The organism is Escherichia sp. E4736 (assembly GCF_005781225.1).
In the GTDB taxonomy this organism is placed as follows: domain Bacteria; phylum Pseudomonadota; class Gammaproteobacteria; order Enterobacterales; family Enterobacteriaceae; genus Escherichia.
This window is the reverse complement of record NZ_VATT01000002.1, coordinates 34,803-50,607: the sequence shown is the minus strand read 5'-3', so window position 1 is coordinate 50,607 and position 15,805 is coordinate 34,803. Positions and strand designations below refer to the sequence as shown.

The following is a 15,805-nucleotide window of genomic DNA, read 5'->3' as shown; positions in this document are numbered from 1 at the left end:
ATTTTGAATCTCTCAGGAGACAGGAATGAAAGTAACGCTGCCAGAGTTTGAACGTGCAGGAGTGATGGTGGTTGGTGATGTAATGCTGGATCGTTACTGGTACGGTCCCACCAGCCGTATCTCGCCGGAAGCGCCAGTACCCGTGGTTAAAGTGAATACCATCGAAGAACGTCCGGGCGGCGCGGCCAACGTGGCGATGAACATCGCTTCTCTCGGTGCAAACGCACGCCTGGTGGGACTGACAGGTATTGATGATGCGGCGCGCGCGCTCAGTAAATCGCTGGCGGACGTGAACGTAAAATGCGACTTCGTTTCTGTGCCGACGCATCCGACCATCACCAAACTGCGGGTGCTTTCTCGTAACCAACAGTTGATCCGCCTGGATTTCGAAGAAGGTTTCGAAGCTGTTGATCCGCAGCCGCTGCATGAGCGGATTAATCAGGCTCTCGGTACGATTGGCGCGCTGGTGCTTTCTGACTATGCGAAAGGTGCGTTGGCAAGCGTACAGCAGATGATCCAACTGGCGCGTAAAGCGGGCGTTCCGGTGTTGATTGATCCAAAAGGCACCGATTTTGAACGCTACCGCGGCGCTACGCTTTTAACGCCTAATCTCTCGGAATTTGAAGCTGTTGTTGGTAAATGTAAAACCGAAGAAGAGATTGTTGAACGCGGCATGAAACTGATTGCCGACTACGAACTCTCTGCGCTGCTGGTAACCCGTTCCGAGCAGGGGATGACGCTGCTGCAACCGGGTAAAGAGCCGCTGCATATGCCAACTCAGGCGCAAGAAGTCTATGACGTTACCGGTGCAGGCGACACGGTGATTGGCGTGCTTGCGGCAACGCTGGCGGCTGGTAATTCGCTGGAAGAAGCCTGCTTCTTTGCCAATGCGGCGGCTGGTGTGGTGGTCGGCAAACTGGGGACATCCACGGTTTCGCCGATCGAGCTGGAAAACGCAGTACGTGGACGTGCAGACACTGGTTTTGGCGTGATGACCGAAGATGAGCTGAAGCTGGCTGTAGCGGCGGCGCGTAAACGTGGCGAAAAAGTAGTGATGACCAACGGCGTCTTCGACATTCTCCACGCCGGGCATGTCTCTTATCTGGCAAATGCCCGCAAGCTGGGTGACCGCTTGATTGTCGCCGTGAACAGCGATGCCTCCACCAAACGCCTGAAAGGGGATTCTCGCCCGGTTAACCCGCTCGAACAGCGTATGATTGTGCTGGGCGCACTGGAAGCGGTCGACTGGGTGGTGTCGTTTGAAGAGGACACGCCGCAGCGCCTGATCGCCGGGATCCTGCCAGATCTGCTGGTAAAAGGAGGCGACTATAAACCAGAAGAGATTGCCGGGAGTAAAGAAGTCTGGGCCAACGGCGGCGAAGTGCTGGTGCTCAACTTTGAAGACGGTTGCTCGACGACCAACATCATCAAGAAGATCCAACAGGATAAAAAAGGCTAACCGGAAAGCGGTTCACAGATCTCGCTTCGTGCCAGGTAGACCTATTGACGCTGTTGTTTTTTCAACCTAGAGTAAAGGGACAAGGGTGAGGGAGGATTTCTCCCCCCTCTGATTGGCTGTTAGTAAGCGTGGAAACTTATCAGTAACAACACAATCAGTATGATGACGAGCTTCATCATAACCCTTTCCTTCTGTAAGGCCCCTTCCTCGGGAGGGGCTTTCCCGTTTCAGCCCCTTGCTGACTCCCCGATTGTTGATTAGCGCCTGACCCCGCGCAACGCTTTCCCTGATACAGATTTCTCTTCCCCGAGTCGACTCGCAAAACGCTGTAACAACCTGATCATTTGCACTTTTTAGCGGAATGCAGATATAAAAAATCCCCGGCTTTTTTGGCCAGGGATGTGTGTTAATGAAACCTTCTTGACGCTGTTGTTTTTTCAACCTAGAGTAAAGGAACAAGGGTGAGGGAGGATTTCTCCCCCCTCTGATTGGCTGTTAATAAGCTGCGAAACTTACGAGTAACAACACAATCAGTATGATGACAAGCTTCATCATAACCCTTTCCTTCTGTAAGGCCCCTTCCTCGGGAGGGGCTTTCCCGTTTCAGCCCCTTACTGACTCCCCGATTGTTGATTAGCGCCGGACCCCGCGCAACGCTTTCCCTGATACAGTTTTCTCTTCCCCGAGCGGTCACGTAAAACGCTGTAACAAACTGATCATTTGCACTTTTTAGTGGAACGCAGGTATAAAAAATCCCCGGCTTTTTGGGCCAGGGATGTTCATAGATGAAAATTTATTCTACGTTTTCTGCGACGGGAGTTGCTGAGGTTAAGGGTGAAGTCAATGCCGCCAGCGAGCCGCCTGAAACGCCAATTTCATTGAGCAAGGAGTCAATCAGCGGTGCCTGTGTGCGGTAAGAAAGGGCGGCAGACAATGCCTGTTCCGCCAGATTTCCGCCACCAACGCTGCCTGATGCCGCATCCCCCGCAGTGCCACCACGGTTCAATCCATCGACCTGAATAATCTTGATGCCGTCGATAGACTTCATCGGTTCAACGGATTTCTCTATTACCGCAGGTAACGACTGTAATAGCGCCAGTTTGAATTTTAGGCTGGTTTGCTCGTCAGAAAGCACATTGATTGCATCGTTCAGCGCACGTTGCGCTTCTGCTTCCGCCAGACCTTTTTTACGCGTAGCTTCGGCTAACTCAACGATCGCTGCCGCCTGCATTTCTGCGGCTTCTTTCTCTGCTTTTGCTCGGACGGTCAGTTCGACCGCTTTGGTTTCTGCGTCTTGCGCTGCGGCAATCAGCGCCACCTGCTTAGCACGATCGGCTTCGGCAGTCTGGCGAGTGGTTTCTACGTTTTGTTGCGCACTTACCGCTTCTGCAAGTGCGAGGTTGGCACGCGCTTCCGCCTGTGATTGTTGTTCTGATTTTGCCGCAATAGCGATCGATTTCGTCTGGTTGGCGATTTCGGTAACCTGCTGCTGTTCGATCTCTTTAATGCGAACTTCACGTTCAGCCTCAACCTTTCTTGAGCGGACGGCCTGTTCGCGGTCGATTTCCGTTTCCTGAATCTGTCGTTCAGCCAGAATTCGCGTCTGCTCTGCTTCACGACGACGTTCAGCTTCAAAAGCCGCAATTTTCGCATTCTGCTCAGCGGTACGGGTTTTAACCTGCTGCTCCTGCTCAAGCGTCATAAACGCTTCTTGCTGTTCAATCTCCAGCTTCCGCGAAAGAGCGTCTCGATTTTTCTCACGCACCGCAACTTCTACATCCTGTTCAACTTCGTTACGCTCGCGACGACGGCGTTCCGTCTCCTGGGTTAGTTTGGTCAAACCTTCGGCGTCAAAAGCGTTGTTCGGGTTAAAATGCTCTTTCGAAGTCTGGTTAAAGTTGGTGAGTGAAACACTTTCTAGTTCCAGTCCGTTTTTCGACAAGTCTTCTGCCACTGTATTTTGTACACCCTGCACGAAGTTCTCGCGGGTATCCTGTAACTCATGCATGGTCATTTGCGCAGCGGTGGCGCGTAGGGCATCGACGAATTTATCCTCGACCAGCATACGTAAATCTTCTGGTGATAGCGTGCGTTGCCCCAACGTCTGGGCCGCAGTGGCGATGCCTTCTACTGACGGTTTTACCCGTACAAAGAAAGCCACTACAACATCAACACGCATACGATCTTTCGTAATCAGGCTATCAATAGTAGAACGGCTGACTTCCAGCTTAAGCGTATTCATATTGATAGGAATGATTTCGTGGAAGATCGGCATTACGATTGCGCCGCCGCTCATTACCACTTTTTGCCCGCCTAACCCGGTACGAACAAATGCCTGCTCGGCAGATGCCCGACGATAAAGTCGCGCGAAAATAATACCGATAATAAACAGAACACATACGGCAACAATCGCCATAAACATCCATGACGGTACTAAGTTAACAATATCATCCATTATTAAATTTCCTTTTGTTTAAATATTTACAATATATTTGGCCAGGGATTTTTTTCTGCTAAATATCGTGTTGCAGAAAGTCGGCAAATAATCAATACCTTGTCACCTTTGGTGAAGTTTTTTCCTTCTTCAGGTTCCAGTAATAAATAGTGTATTTGACCAAATTGATCGGTAAGTTTTCCTTCACAGGGTCTGCCTGATATTGCCTGATGACCGGTAATTAATGCCATGCAGCCAATATATTCTTCTTCTGTAATAGCAGAACTATGATCGCGAGGAATCCAGGGGGCGATCGCCTTGCCGATATAATGCACTGTAATAACAGTGAGCAGTAAACAAACAGGAACCACCAACAGGTTTGAGAGTGGAGCTTTCCAGACCGTCACGCAGGCATGCTGTAGAACGATGCCGATAAGGCCAAAAAAACCAGCCAACAGGCAGAGGATGACGAGGGCTGGTAGCCTTCCAATATTAAGATAATGAAGTGCCTGACTAATATTACCTGTGGTTATGGAATCGTAATGATCAAGATGTGCATCAAGAGCACCGGAGAGCATGTGACCGCAGACAATAGCAATAATTTCTAACAGGCCGATCAAAAGTACAAAGGAAATAGCGAAAAGATAAGGTGTGTTATAGTCGGCAAATAAAATCATCAGTCACTCCATCGTCCATTCAGTGACGCATTGTTTACTATGGTATGATTTCCTTTCTTACATTTATCTTTGCTAATAATAACATGCGTTAGTGAAATTTTAAAAGGGAAAGTCTTTTAACGTTGTAATTATTTTCAATAAAAAGTGTGATCCAAAACAATATATTTACGCACGTTATGTTTAAAGGCACTACACTGATTAAGGAATACTGAAATCAGAAAAAGCATATGGCCTTAAAAGGTATGCGATAACCGGAGGATGCGCTTATGGATCATGGTCTTAATTCTTTAAATAATTTCGATTTCCTGGCGCGTAGTTTTGCCAGAATGAATGCTGAAGGTCGACCGGTCGATATTCTGGCCGTCACTGGTAATATGGATGAAGAACACAGAACCTGGTTTTGCGCTCGTTATGCCTGGTATTGCCAGCAAATGACACAGTCAAGAGAACTGGAACTAGAACATTGAGATTACGGGCCGTCAGGCCCGTTTTTGTGGTGCTTTATTCTGCTTTATCAACTGGCGGGATGGCGGGAGGAGATTGAACTTCTGCTGCCGGATTACTACGAGCTTCCAGTTCACTGATGCGCTGCTCCAGTAACGCCAGTTTCTCACGAGTCCGTAACAGGACCTGCGTCTGCACATCAAATTCTTCGCGGCTTACCAAATCGAGGCGAGTCAGCTGTGCTTGTAGGGTTTGGCGGATTTTTTTCTCCACATCTTCCCCGAACTCCCTGATTCCTTTAGGCATTGATTCGTGAACCTGGCGAGCAATTTGCTCAATTTTTTTCGGGTCAATCATTGTAGTTTCCCTGTACTGATAGGTGTTTGGTGCCATTGTAGTGCGATAAGGGTAAGTCATAAACCAGAATTATGTGAACCTATGCGTTGCTGCCGTTAATCATTAGCGTTATAGTGAATCCGCTTATTCTCAGGGCGGGGCGAAATTCCCCACCGGCGGTAAATCAACTCAGTTGAAAGCCCGCGAGCGCTTTGGGTGCAAACTCAAAGGACAGCAGATCCGGTGTAATTCCGGGGCCGACGGTTAGAGTCCGGATGGGAGAGAGTAACGATTCTGTCGGGCATGGACCCGCTCACGTTATTTTGGCTATATGCCGCCACTCCTAAGACTGCCCTGATTCTGGTAACCATAATTTTAGTGAGGTTTTTTTACCATGAATCAGACGCTACTTTCCTCTTTTGGTACGCCTTTCGAACGTGTTGAAAATGCACTGGCTGCGCTGCGTGAAGGACGCGGTGTGATGGTGCTTGATGATGAAGACCGTGAAAACGAAGGCGATATGATCTTCCCGGCAGAAACCATGACCGTTGAGCAGATGGCTCTGACCATTCGCCACGGTAGCGGTATTGTTTGCTTGTGCATAACCGAAGAACGCCGTAAACAACTCGATCTGCCAATGATGGTCGAAAATAATACCAGCGCCTATGGCACTGGTTTTACCGTGACCATTGAAGCTGCTGAAGGTGTGACTACCGGTGTTTCTGCCGCTGACCGTATCACGACTGTTCGCGCTGCGATTGCTGATGGTGCTAAACCTTCAGACTTGAATCGCCCAGGCCACGTTTTCCCATTGCGCGCACAGGCGGGGGGGGTACTGACTCGTGGCGGTCATACCGAAGCGACTATTGATCTGATGACGCTGGCAGGCTTTAAACCTGCAGGTGTGCTGTGTGAACTGACTAATGACGATGGCACTATGGCCCGCGCGCCAGAGTGCATCGAGTTTGCCAACAAACACAATATGGCGCTGGTCACTATTGAGGATCTGGTTGCATACCGTCAGGCGCATGAGCGCAAAGCTAGCTGAAAATAACTGCTAAAACTGGTGCGATAATCAAAGAAACCGAAGCTGTTGAAGGCTTCGGTTTTATTTTGCCCTTACCCTGCTGAATGTAAATTTCACCGCTTTATCTATGAGTAAATTTCACTAATATCAGACAACCTTTTTCATTATGATCAAAATCATATAAATGTTCCGATATTATGCGACCATATAAATATATCCGAAAATGGATATGTGAAATTTATGCGCTAAATGTTTGGTATTGTTAAATATTAAGGGTAAAAAGGATGTTTATCTCCTGGTACTGGATTGTATTGATTGCGCTGGTTGTGGTGGGGTATTTCCTGCATTTGAAACGTTATTGTCGGGCGTTTCGCCAGGACAGAGACGCACTGCTTGAAGCGAGAAACAAATACTTAAACAGTGCGAGAGAAGAGACAGCAGAAAAGCTGGAGTAGTGCTTCTGCGATGCCTGCAGATGTTGTCCATGTTGGACAACATCTGAAGTTGTTTTCAACCAATTCCCGCCGTTTGTAACAGCACTAAACTAAATCCCATTACTGACATCCCACACAGTACGCCATAGCTGGGATTATTATTGGGATCAATCTCTTTGGCTAACGGCATTAATTCGTCCACGGAGAGCGCCACCATGATTCCTGCAACCGCCGCCATGATTGCCGCCATGACCACCGGGGAAATCATGCTACCAAGGATTAACCACGCCAGAACGCCGCCGAGAATTTCCGCCAGCCCAGAAATCCCCGCCCACAGAATTGCGGTGCGTTTCGACCCCGTTGCCGCGTAAACCGGCCCCGCAACCGCCAGACCTTCAGGAATATTGTGCAAAGCCACGGCCAGTGCGATGCCAAAGCCCAGCTCCAGGTTACTGCTTGCCGTAACAAAGGTGGCAATCCCTTCCGGGAAGTTATGCAGACTGATTCCAAGAGTGAGCAGAATAGCAGTGCGCTTGATTGATTTGGGCAACGGTTGCACCGATTTTTGCATTAAATCCTGCGGATGCGCATGCGGCAACATGCGGTCCAGACCAAAATAGCCCAGCAGACCAAAGATAAACATCCCGTAGCCCAGAACGGGGGACATTCCTTCGGCGGCTAATGCGGCAGGGAGCATCTCCATCAATGAGATAAGCAACATGATCCCCGCCGCAAACCCTAGCGAAAATGCCAGCAGTCGGTTCGAGGGTTTTTGCCCGAGAACGCCGAGAAACGCGCCAATAAATGTGGCTGCCCCCGCCAGTATGGTCAGAATGAGAGGTACTGACATCGACAACTCCTTATAAATCTTCACCTTCAGGCAGATCGTCAAAATAACTGATGATGATCATCATCGTTATCCGGGTTCTTACTCCGCCGAACAAGCGTATTGTGAGGATATCAAAATGACACCTTTAGTTAAGGATATCATCATGTCTTCAACACGTATGCCAGCATTGTTTTTAGGTCACGGTAGTCCGATGAACGTGCTGGAAGATAATTTGTATACCCGCAGCTGGCAGAAGTTGGGGATGACATTGCCACGCCCGCAAGCGATTGTCGTGGTTTCGGCTCACTGGTTTACCCGTGGTACAGGAGTGACTGCGATGGAGACGCCGCCAACGATTCATGACTTTGGCGGCTTTCCGCAGGCGCTGTACGACACCCATTATCCGGCTCCTGGCTCACCGGCTTTGGCTCAGCGATTGGTTGAGCTGTTAGCGCCAGTGCCTGTCACACTGGATAAAGAAGCCTGGGGCTTTGACCACGGCTCGTGGGGCGTACTAATTAAGATGTATCCGCAAGCGGATATCCCGATGGTGCAGTTGAGTATCGACAGTACCAAACCCGCCGCCTGGCACTTTGAGATGGGGCGTAAACTGGCAGCGCTGCGAGATGAAGGAATAATGTTGGTCGCCAGCGGTAACGTGGTGCATAACCTGCGCACGGTGAAATGGCATGGCGATAGTTCCCCCTATCCGTGGGCGACGTCGTTTAATGAGTATGTGAAAGCGAATCTGACGTGGCAAGGACCGGTGGAGCAGCATCCTCTGGTGAATTATCTCGACCATGAAGGTGGCGCGTTATCGAATCCAACATCGGAGCATTACCTGCCGCTATTGTATGTTTTAGGTGCATGGGATGGGCAGGAGCCAATTACCATTCCGGCCGATGGTATAGAAATGGGCAGTTTAAGTATGTTGTCGGTGCAGGTAGGTTAATAGATGAAGAAAACCGAAGCCAATTTCTGGCTTCGGTTTGCATTACCTTACTTTCTCAGCAGCTTGAGTCCCCATGCGCCGCTCATCACTAATAGCAGCAATAAGCAAAGACCAAAAGCCAACATACAGGCCTGAGCCATGTTCATAAAGTGCCACGGCGGTAGCAGATACCAGCCTTCAGATTGCTGATACATCGCCACAAACCACTGCTGCATACTGCTCAGAGTAACGCCATCGGGAACGATTGGCGCATCATAGCCGCAATCCCCGGTAGGTTTGAACCAGTTTGGTGCCCACTGTGCCAGCGGCAGGTTAAAGGGGAAAGTTGGATCGGTAGAGCAACCCTGAACGCCAAACAGTGAATCGGGATCCGGGTTATGCACCGCATGGTGGATATCGTTCAGTTTGAATGAAAACTTCAGCCCCATGATGCTGCCGTAAAATGCCATCACGCAGCCAATTAGCTTAAGGATGATGTTCTTCGGGTTGATCGCCGCAACCAATCCTCCAATAACCATCACAAACATGGCATAGCGAATGTATACACATTGCTCACAGGGGGCCATGTAGAGATAGATCTGGAAGAAAGAGTGCGCCAGGATAATTAACGCGCCCATCGCAACGGTCATTAACAACCACAAAAAGCGTTGCTCCTGCCATCTGACCAGTGTGTCGACTGGTGATGTGCGAAGGTCTTTCCACATTCCCTTAATACCCATAGCCTGTTTCCCTGTTATTTGCTTGCTAACTCACGGATAAGGTCTGCCATCGCGTCGATGGATTTGATACTCTTGGTGTAGATCAAGTACTTACCATTAACGACATAAGCCGGAACACCCTGGATTTTGGCGACTTCATAAGAGGCTTTCCATTTTTCCAGTGTTTCTTGTACCGCTGGCTCTTTCAGTGCAGCTTCAAAATCCGCCTGGCTCATACCAGCAGCATCCAGACCCGTTTTGATAAAGGCAGCGGGATCTTTACCGTCAGACCAGCGTTCTTTTTTGTCGTGATAAGCCGCGTAGTAGGCAAACTTGGCTTTCTTAAACTGAGAGTTAGCATCAAATAAGGAAATACCTGCTGCTTTATCTTTATTGATCAAGACAGCAAAGACTTCGCTCGCCTGTTTACCGTATTCGCCTTTGGTTTCCAGATGGAACGGCGTGAAAGCAACGACATCTTTCACTTTTTCCGATACCGGACCGGTAACCGCTTTGTCGTACTTGTAACAGAACGGGCAGGCGTAGCTGAATACCTTAATCAGCGTTTTGTCGGCATTCGGAATCGGTTTTTCCAGTACCATATAATCCGTGCCTTCGGTAAATGCAGAAGCAGTAAATGAAACCGCCAGAGCCGCAGTAAGCAGTACGCTTTTAAACAGTGATGAGATCCCTAATTTCGACATTTTTATTCCCTTCTTGATTATTTAAACATCTGTTTTGGACGGACTAACAGCGCACGGTAGTGAGTCTGGTTGGGTTTATCAGACATCACGTCGATTTCCACTTTCACTTCTTTGGTTTTGTAGTCGATCTCGTTCAACTTGCCGACGGTCGGCTGACCGACGTCAAACAGATGAATGGAGCCGCCGAAGCCGAACATGGTGTCACGGTCAGCCTGGTATTCGATAATGGAGGTGATTGGGCTATAGAAATCGTAACCACGTTCTTTACCGTATTCCCAAACTTGCTGAACGGTACCTTTCTTCTCATCAATCTTATATTCCACAAAACGGGAATATTTCATGGTTGGTAAGGCAGGTTGTTCCAGATGGCGACCGTCGCCGTTATCAAAGATAGTGAGTGTACCTTTGCTGGAGATCCATGCGGTATGCTGGGTATAGGTAAAGTCGAAGTCTGAGTTTTCACACAGGCCATTTTCGTTACAGGTGATCGGCTTACCGTTAGCGTCAACGGGTTTCAGCAATTTGCTGGCCAATGGTTTTTCCCAGCCTTTCGATGGGGCAAGGATCCATTTCACTTGTTTATCACGACCAATTTTCACAACGCCCTGGTGACGAGAAGAGAGGATAATTGAGTCATCTTTCGCGTCATAGGCGATGGAGTTGACGTGCGCCCAGTTACGACCTGGTCCTACACCCAGCGCGTCGCCAAACGGTGTATCTGGCTCCAGTTTTGCCTGCTGTCCGGCGTGAGCAAGGTCAACGTTGACGCAAACTGCGCCTGCATCCAGTGCACCGAGCAGAGCATCACGTTTCGGATCGAGGATCTTCGTCAGATCCCATACATCGACAACACGACCAGATTTATCGACTTCGAGGATATGGTCACGAATGGTGGTGACGTGTACGCCGTCATCGCGACGGTAGTTACTTTTACCTACGCGCAACAGTACCGTACCATTAGGCGTCTCAATGGATTCATGAGTGGCGTCAGCGAATCCGCGCGGCAGTTTATGATCTTCCAGCACCTGACCCATCATGTCGAACTCGTACCAGTGCTGGCCTTGTACTGCGGTAAAGGTGCCGCGTGGTGTTTCGCGGATACCCATCAGATAACCACGTTTGTTGATATTACGGTCACGGCCATCGTAGAAGGTGTCTTGATCCAGCCACCAGCGGTATTCACCTTCGGTATCGACAATGAAAGTAAAGGGCGCGATATCAAAGGGCAGTGCGCCGGTTGCCGGACCTGCATCGAGGATCCCTGCATTTTTATCTTTCTCACCGTGCCAGTGGAGATCGGAACCTTGTGCAGTAAAGGTGTGGGTATTAACCAGATAGAGGCGATCTTCAAAACCAGGTGCGACTTTAACGACTTTGGTCTGCTGTAGATCAGAGATGGAACGGTTATCCATGTAATTGTTGACGATGGCTGAAGTTTGCACCACGTAATCATCTTTCATGGCCTTGCCGTTTTCTTTCCACTCAACGGTCACTTTGTTGGCAAATTTCTGATAAAGACCAAAAATCGGTACACCATCGTAAGTTTTTAGTGACTCCTGGCCCACGGAATAGCTGATTTCAACGCCTTTTTCGCCCTTCCCGTGGACGGTAACTTTGACGTCAGAAATGACGTGGCTATCTAAGTCAACCAGAGCGGTCAGTGGTGCATTGCCGTAGGGATCGACAATGATTGCACCGAGTTGCCCGGCAGGTGGTGCAGGTTTAAAACCCGCCGCCATTACGCTAGTTGCAGACAACCCCAGGGCTAATGCTACTGTTCCGGCTACTAGTGTTTTTCTATATTTATCAAACATGGATATATCTCCTTATATAACGCAAATATATAATAATGATGAATATCGACTGTTGAGATGGTACTAATAAATTTGTTTTGTGAATAAATAATGTAACTCCAATAAAACATGAGAATGTTTTGCTGCTTTTGAATATGTTGTTATTTGTTGAAACAACTATTTATTTTTAATGGATAGTAGGGTGGCGATATATCAATAACAATGTTCAATATTGCGTAGTGTGATCTCTGCGACATTGTTTTTTAATTATTAAATTAAAATATGAAGAGGTAAATATAAAATATTTAATATATATCAATGTGTTGTGCGGTGATTTATTTACTTACTTTAATTGCAATACCACTTACATATGACGATTTAACATTAAATTGGTTATTAATGTTAAATAAAAGTTGGAGATGTATGGATTTATATATTGATGAAGATTATAAATGATGGATTATGAAAAGTTGCCCCGATTATCGGGGCAATATTAAGCAGTGTTATTCAACAAAAATATGTGGATAAAACCGAGACATATCCTGGGTGATCAACGCACGGTCTTCACGAATGCCAATTCCGGCGGGTTGATCGTTCACCAGCCAGCTACCAATCAGCATATAACTGTCGCCAAATTTTGGTAACGGATGGAATTGCTGAACAATCATGCCTTCTTCGCCATACGGACCTTCTGCTGCTTCAATGGTTTTGCCATTCTCGATAATCGACACGTTTGCGCCTTCACGCGAGAAGATTGGCTTAACCACATATTTTTCCATTTCTGGATAATCATCTTCAGCAAAATAAGCGGGCAACAGGTTCGGATGATTCGGGAACATCTCCCATAGTAGCGGCAGAAGTGCTTTGTTGGAGATAATGCTCTTCCACGCCGGTTCCAGCCAGCGTACGCCAGCATCTTCCAGCTTGGTGGAGAACATCTCGCGCAGCATAAATTCCCATGGATAAAGCTTGAACAGGTTAGCAATCACCTGATCCTGCAAATCCGTGAACTGACCTTTTTCGCCTAAACCAATATCGTCGATGTACAGGAACTCGGTAGCGATTTCAGCTTCCGTCGCGCAGTCCTGCAAATACTGGATGGTGCCACGATCTTCCACCGTGTCACGACAGCAGGTGAGATGCAGCAACTGGAAGCCATACTGTTCACGCAGCTCGACAAAGCGATCGATCAGCTTTTCTTGCAGACTGTTAAACTGGTCGCTGCCTTCCGGCAGGTTGCCCGCGTTAAGCTGATCTTCCAACCAGATCCACTGAAAGAATGCTGCTTCATACAGTGACGTGGGCGTATCAGCGTTATTTTCCAGAAGTTTAGGTTCGCCAGTGCCATCCCACGCCAGATCAAGGCGTGAATAAAGCGACGGCTGGTGCGTCAACCATGACTGACGCACAAAACTCCACGTGTGCTTTGGAATGCGGAATTTGGTCATCAGCTCATCGCTGGAGATCACTTTTTCCACCACTTTCAAACACATCTGGTGCAGTTCGGCGGTGACGTCTTCCAGCTTTTCAACCTGGGCGAGGGTCAACTTGTAGTAAGCATCTTCACACCAGTACGGCTCGCCGTACATGGTGTGAAAATTGAAACCGTATTCGTGGGCTTTTTCACGCCAGTCTGGGCGCTCGGTAATACTGACTCTTTCCATCGGTATCAGCCACCCATTGAACGAGAAGAGGTGCCGGTTGCGCTACGCTGCATAGTGCTTTGTTTGGCAACAGATTCACCAAAACCGCCACGGGTAACGGTAGTGGTGGTCGCCGGTTTTGGTGCCATTGCCGTCTTCGGTACGGTCATGGTGCGGCCTGGCTGGGCTGCGCCATAGTTTTTACCCGTCGCGTCGGTATATTTACCGTAAGCCGGGCTGGCTGGGTTTTTCGAGGAGAACAGCGGCTGCTGTGCAAATCCCGCGCCGCCGCCCATCAGACGTCCCATCATGTAGCCGGCCATCAGCGGCATCCAGAAACTCCCGCTGGATTGCTGGGCCTGCGCCTGGTTTTCAGGTGCCATGCCAGCCTGGGCTGGTGCTTGCTGGCACTGACCTTCACCAAATTCGGCAATACAGTCTTCACGAGTGGCGTATTTCGGCGCAGTACGTTCTGCTTCTTTCAGCGCATTGTTGTACGCGGTGGTACATTCGGCGCTTTTGCCTGGGTTTGCAGCTGAACAGTCGTCAGCATTTTGATAGAGAGACACTGTTTCATCACTCTTTTCACAGCCTGCCAGCATAAAAACAGTAGCAACAGCGAGAGCGACAGGTGTCAGGTGGCGTGCGCTCCAGTTTTTGCGGAACGATGCGTGGCGTATGGATTTTGTCCGTTTCATTTTTGTCTTCCAGGACCAGTGGTAAATACCCATCAGAATAGAGGATGGCTGGTCGAAATTGAAGCGAGAAGGGGGAAGAATACGGCAGATAACCTGTATCTTTACGTTGCCTTACGTTCAGACGGGGCCGAAGCCCCGTCGTCGTCATCAGTTACGGAAAGGGTTATGACCGTTACTGGTGTTAGTGCGTGCGGATGCTTGCTGAACGGCTGGAGCCGGGCTATCAGGTGCATAACCATCAGCAATAGCATTCTGTTCTGGCGTTTGCGGCGCGACGTTTTCCGGGTTAGTGGAAACCGGTTTGCTCAGCGCATTGTTCAGTGCCAGCAGATCCTGCTCGTTCAGCGTACCCAGAGCTGATTTAATATTCAGCTGGTTAATCAGGTAGTTATAACGCGCATTCGCCAGTTCTTGCTTGGCGTTGTACAGCGTAGTGGTCGCATCCAACACGTCAACAATGGTACGCGTACCGACCGAGTAGCCCGCTTCCATCGCGTCTAAAGAGCTTTGGGCGGAAACCACGGCTTGTTTGTAGGCGTTAATGCTACTAATAGATGCATTAATGTTGTTGAAGGAGGAACGCACGGTCTGCACGACGCTACGATGGGCGCTTTCCAGTTGCTCGCTGGCGCCGACAAAGTTGTACTGTGCCTGTTTCACCTGCGAGTTAACCATTCCGCCCTGATAAATCGGCAGCGAGAAGCTCAGGCCCACTTTGTTCTGACCCATATTGCTGTCGTCATATTGGGTACCTGTCGCACCACGGGTTTTTGAACCGCTGTAAGAGGTGTCAGAAATTCCGGTAGAGGCCGTCAAATCCAGAGTCGGTAAGTGACCGTCCTGCGCCTGGCGAATTTGCTCGCGCGCCAGATCCTGGCTCAAACGTGCCTGTAACAGCGACAGGTTGCGTTTTTCGGCTTCTTTCAGCAGCGCGTTAACCGGTTGTGGTTTGTCGGTCTTGAAGTTTTCGACATTCAGCGCCGCCAGTTCCGGATAGTAGTTACCGGTGATCTGACGCAGCTGCTCAACGGCGTTGTCGAGGTTGTTACGTGCGGTCACTTCGTTCGCCAGCACGGTATCGTACTGTGCGCGGGCGTTCTGCACGTCGGTGATCGCCACCAGGCCCACGTTAAAGCGTTGGGTGGTTTGATCTAACTGACGGTAGATTGCCTCTTTTTGTGCCTGAGTATAAGAAAGCACGTCAATGGCATTCAACACGTTGAAATAAGCGGTCGCGGTGTTGAGGATCAAAGTCTGTTGATCGGTCTGATACGTGACGTCCTGAATCCCTGCTGCTTTTTCCTGCAGTGTTAACGCACGCCATTTCGACATATCAAAAATGGATTGAGTTAACTGCAGGGACGCACTGGTCGCGTTAGAGTTGATGCCGTTCGCGTCGCGGTAGCCGTTGCTGTAGGTGTAATCTGCACCTAAACCTAGCTGTGGCAGTAATGGACTGCGTGCTTCATTAATTTTTTCAAAGGCAGCATCACGATCGGCGGCAGACTTACGCAATTCCGGGTTACTAAGGCGTGCTTGCTGATAAACTTGCATCAGGTTCTCGGCCTGGCTCAACGAACTGAACCCAGAAAGGCTCAGGCCGATAAGAATGGGGAGCAATTTCTTCATTTGCATTCCTTGTGGTGAAGCAGTATTTAGCGCGATCAAACTGTAAAA

At 49.1% G+C, this 15,805-nt stretch carries 17 protein-coding genes and 1 riboswitch; of the genes, 5 read left to right on the top strand and 12 right to left on the bottom strand.

Annotated elements, in window-relative coordinates; genetic code table 11:
* Nucleotides 1–25: 25 nt before the first annotated feature.
* Nucleotides 26–1,459, top strand: coding sequence for a bifunctional D-glycero-beta-D-manno-heptose-7-phosphate kinase/D-glycero-beta-D-manno-heptose 1-phosphate adenylyltransferase HldE (hldE, locus tag FEK46_RS01035; RefSeq protein WP_135559853.1), 1,434 nt, complete (start codon nucleotides 26–28; stop codon nucleotides 1,457–1,459).
* A gap of 119 nt (nucleotides 1,460–1,578) precedes the next feature.
* On the opposite strand, the gene FEK46_RS01030 is transcribed toward hldE, so the two are convergent.
* From FEK46_RS01030 to FEK46_RS01015, 4 genes are all read right to left on the bottom strand, one after another.
* Nucleotides 1,579–1,638, bottom strand: a complete 60-nt coding sequence (locus tag FEK46_RS01030; RefSeq protein ID WP_104917541.1) for a type I toxin-antitoxin system Ibs family toxin — start codon at nucleotides 1,636–1,638, stop codon at nucleotides 1,579–1,581.
* Between the two features lie 316 nt (nucleotides 1,639–1,954).
* Complete coding sequence (locus tag FEK46_RS01025) at nucleotides 1,955–2,014, bottom strand: type I toxin-antitoxin system Ibs family toxin (protein ID WP_001387081.1); 60 nt, start codon at nucleotides 2,012–2,014, stop codon at nucleotides 1,955–1,957.
* A 238-nt stretch (nucleotides 2,015–2,252) separates the two neighbouring features.
* Complete coding sequence (locus FEK46_RS01020) at nucleotides 2,253–3,914, bottom strand: flotillin family protein (RefSeq protein ID WP_135559852.1); 1,662 nt, start codon at nucleotides 3,912–3,914, stop codon at nucleotides 2,253–2,255.
* 26 nt (nucleotides 3,915–3,940) lie between these two features.
* Nucleotides 3,941–4,570: an OB-fold-containig protein gene (locus FEK46_RS01015; protein ID WP_130210458.1), complete on the bottom strand. Its 630-nt coding sequence runs from the start codon at nucleotides 4,568–4,570 to the stop codon at nucleotides 3,941–3,943.
* A 266-nt stretch (nucleotides 4,571–4,836) separates the two neighbouring features.
* Between FEK46_RS01015 and glgS the strand changes: the two genes are divergently transcribed.
* Nucleotides 4,837–5,037, top strand: a complete 201-nt coding sequence (gene glgS / locus FEK46_RS01010; protein WP_130210460.1) for a cell surface composition regulator GlgS — start codon at nucleotides 4,837–4,839, stop codon at nucleotides 5,035–5,037.
* Nucleotides 5,038–5,071: 34 nt separating this feature from the next.
* Here glgS and ubiK read toward each other — a convergent pair whose 3' ends face one another.
* Nucleotides 5,072–5,371, bottom strand: coding sequence for a ubiquinone biosynthesis accessory factor UbiK (gene ubiK / locus FEK46_RS01005; protein WP_064529620.1), 300 nt, complete (start codon nucleotides 5,369–5,371; stop codon nucleotides 5,072–5,074).
* Between the two features lie 121 nt (nucleotides 5,372–5,492).
* Nucleotides 5,493–5,641: riboswitch (FMN riboswitch) on the top strand.
* Between the two features lie 103 nt (nucleotides 5,642–5,744).
* Here ubiK and ribB point away from each other — a divergent pair.
* Entirely contained in the window at nucleotides 5,745–6,398 is a 654-nt protein-coding gene (gene ribB, locus FEK46_RS01000; RefSeq protein ID WP_113305203.1) for a 3,4-dihydroxy-2-butanone-4-phosphate synthase, read from the top strand.
* Nucleotides 6,399–6,661: 263 nt separating this feature from the next.
* Nucleotides 6,662–6,832, top strand: a complete 171-nt coding sequence (yqiD, locus tag FEK46_RS23365; protein ID WP_165382779.1) for a protein YqiD — start codon at nucleotides 6,662–6,664, stop codon at nucleotides 6,830–6,832.
* 55 nt (nucleotides 6,833–6,887) lie between these two features.
* Here yqiD and zupT read toward each other — a convergent pair whose 3' ends face one another.
* Nucleotides 6,888–7,661: a zinc transporter ZupT gene (gene zupT / locus FEK46_RS00995; protein ID WP_001295627.1), complete on the bottom strand. Its 774-nt coding sequence runs from the start codon at nucleotides 7,659–7,661 to the stop codon at nucleotides 6,888–6,890.
* A 142-nt stretch (nucleotides 7,662–7,803) separates the two neighbouring features.
* Here zupT and ygiD point away from each other — a divergent pair, with 142 nt between their 5' ends.
* The gene (ygiD, locus tag FEK46_RS00990) at nucleotides 7,804–8,592 is read left to right on the top strand and encodes a 4,5-DOPA dioxygenase extradiol (RefSeq protein ID WP_167852920.1); all 789 of its coding nucleotides are present in this window, start codon (nucleotides 7,804–7,806) and stop codon (nucleotides 8,590–8,592) included.
* 47 nt (nucleotides 8,593–8,639) lie between these two features.
* Here the strand turns inward: ygiD and dsbI are convergent, their stop codons facing one another.
* From dsbI to tolC, 6 genes are all read right to left on the bottom strand, one after another.
* Complete coding sequence (dsbI, locus tag FEK46_RS00985) at nucleotides 8,640–9,311, bottom strand: protein-disulfide oxidoreductase DsbI (RefSeq protein ID WP_135495084.1); 672 nt, start codon at nucleotides 9,309–9,311, stop codon at nucleotides 8,640–8,642.
* 14 nt (nucleotides 9,312–9,325) lie between these two features.
* A complete protein-coding gene (locus tag FEK46_RS00980) occupies nucleotides 9,326–9,994 on the bottom strand; it encodes a thiol:disulfide interchange protein DsbA/DsbL (protein ID WP_000040018.1) in 669 nt (222 codons plus the stop codon).
* Nucleotides 9,995–10,011: 17 nt separating this feature from the next.
* Nucleotides 10,012–11,808 (bottom strand): aryl-sulfate sulfotransferase, encoded by a 1,797-nt coding sequence (locus FEK46_RS00975; RefSeq protein WP_135407891.1) that lies wholly within the window; start codon nucleotides 11,806–11,808, stop codon nucleotides 10,012–10,014.
* Between the two features lie 482 nt (nucleotides 11,809–12,290).
* A complete protein-coding gene (locus tag FEK46_RS00970; protein ID WP_130210363.1) occupies nucleotides 12,291–13,451 on the bottom strand; it encodes a glutathionylspermidine synthase family protein in 1,161 nt (386 codons plus the stop codon).
* A 5-nt stretch (nucleotides 13,452–13,456) separates the two neighbouring features.
* The gene (locus FEK46_RS00965) at nucleotides 13,457–14,128 is read right to left on the bottom strand and encodes a DUF1190 family protein (protein ID WP_000831534.1); all 672 of its coding nucleotides are present in this window, start codon (nucleotides 14,126–14,128) and stop codon (nucleotides 13,457–13,459) included.
* Between the two features lie 147 nt (nucleotides 14,129–14,275).
* A complete protein-coding gene (gene tolC, locus FEK46_RS00960) occupies nucleotides 14,276–15,757 on the bottom strand; it encodes an outer membrane channel protein TolC (RefSeq protein WP_130210361.1) in 1,482 nt (493 codons plus the stop codon).
* Nucleotides 15,758–15,805 lie beyond the last annotated feature (48 nt).

Coding starts and splice junctions, on each gene's coding strand:
- glgS (WP_130210460.1), top strand. CDS start 4,837: ATGGATCATGGTCTTAATTCTTTAAATAATTTCGATTTCCTGGCGCGT.
- tolC (WP_130210361.1), bottom strand. CDS start 15,757: ATGAAGAAATTGCTCCCCATTCTTATCGGCCTGAGCCTTTCTGGGTTC.
- dsbI (WP_135495084.1), bottom strand. CDS start 9,311: ATGGGTATTAAGGGAATGTGGAAAGACCTTCGCACATCACCAGTCGAC.
- FEK46_RS01015 (WP_130210458.1), bottom strand. CDS start 4,570: ATGATTTTATTTGCCGACTATAACACACCTTATCTTTTCGCTATTTCC.
- ygiD (WP_167852920.1), top strand. CDS start 7,804: ATGTCTTCAACACGTATGCCAGCATTGTTTTTAGGTCACGGTAGTCCG.
- FEK46_RS00975 (WP_135407891.1), bottom strand. CDS start 11,808: ATGTTTGATAAATATAGAAAAACACTAGTAGCCGGAACAGTAGCATTA.
- FEK46_RS00970 (WP_130210363.1), bottom strand. CDS start 13,451: ATGGAAAGAGTCAGTATTACCGAGCGCCCAGACTGGCGTGAAAAAGCC.
- ubiK (WP_064529620.1), bottom strand. CDS start 5,371: ATGATTGACCCGAAAAAAATTGAGCAAATTGCTCGCCAGGTTCACGAA.
- zupT (WP_001295627.1), bottom strand. CDS start 7,661: ATGTCAGTACCTCTCATTCTGACCATACTGGCGGGGGCAGCCACATTT.
- hldE (WP_135559853.1), top strand. CDS start 26: ATGAAAGTAACGCTGCCAGAGTTTGAACGTGCAGGAGTGATGGTGGTT.
- FEK46_RS01020 (WP_135559852.1), bottom strand. CDS start 3,914: ATGGATGATATTGTTAACTTAGTACCGTCATGGATGTTTATGGCGATT.
- FEK46_RS00965 (WP_000831534.1), bottom strand. CDS start 14,128: ATGAAACGGACAAAATCCATACGCCACGCATCGTTCCGCAAAAACTGG.
- FEK46_RS00980 (WP_000040018.1), bottom strand. CDS start 9,994: ATGTCGAAATTAGGGATCTCATCACTGTTTAAAAGCGTACTGCTTACT.
- yqiD (WP_165382779.1), top strand. CDS start 6,662: ATGTTTATCTCCTGGTACTGGATTGTATTGATTGCGCTGGTTGTGGTG.
- ribB (WP_113305203.1), top strand. CDS start 5,745: ATGAATCAGACGCTACTTTCCTCTTTTGGTACGCCTTTCGAACGTGTT.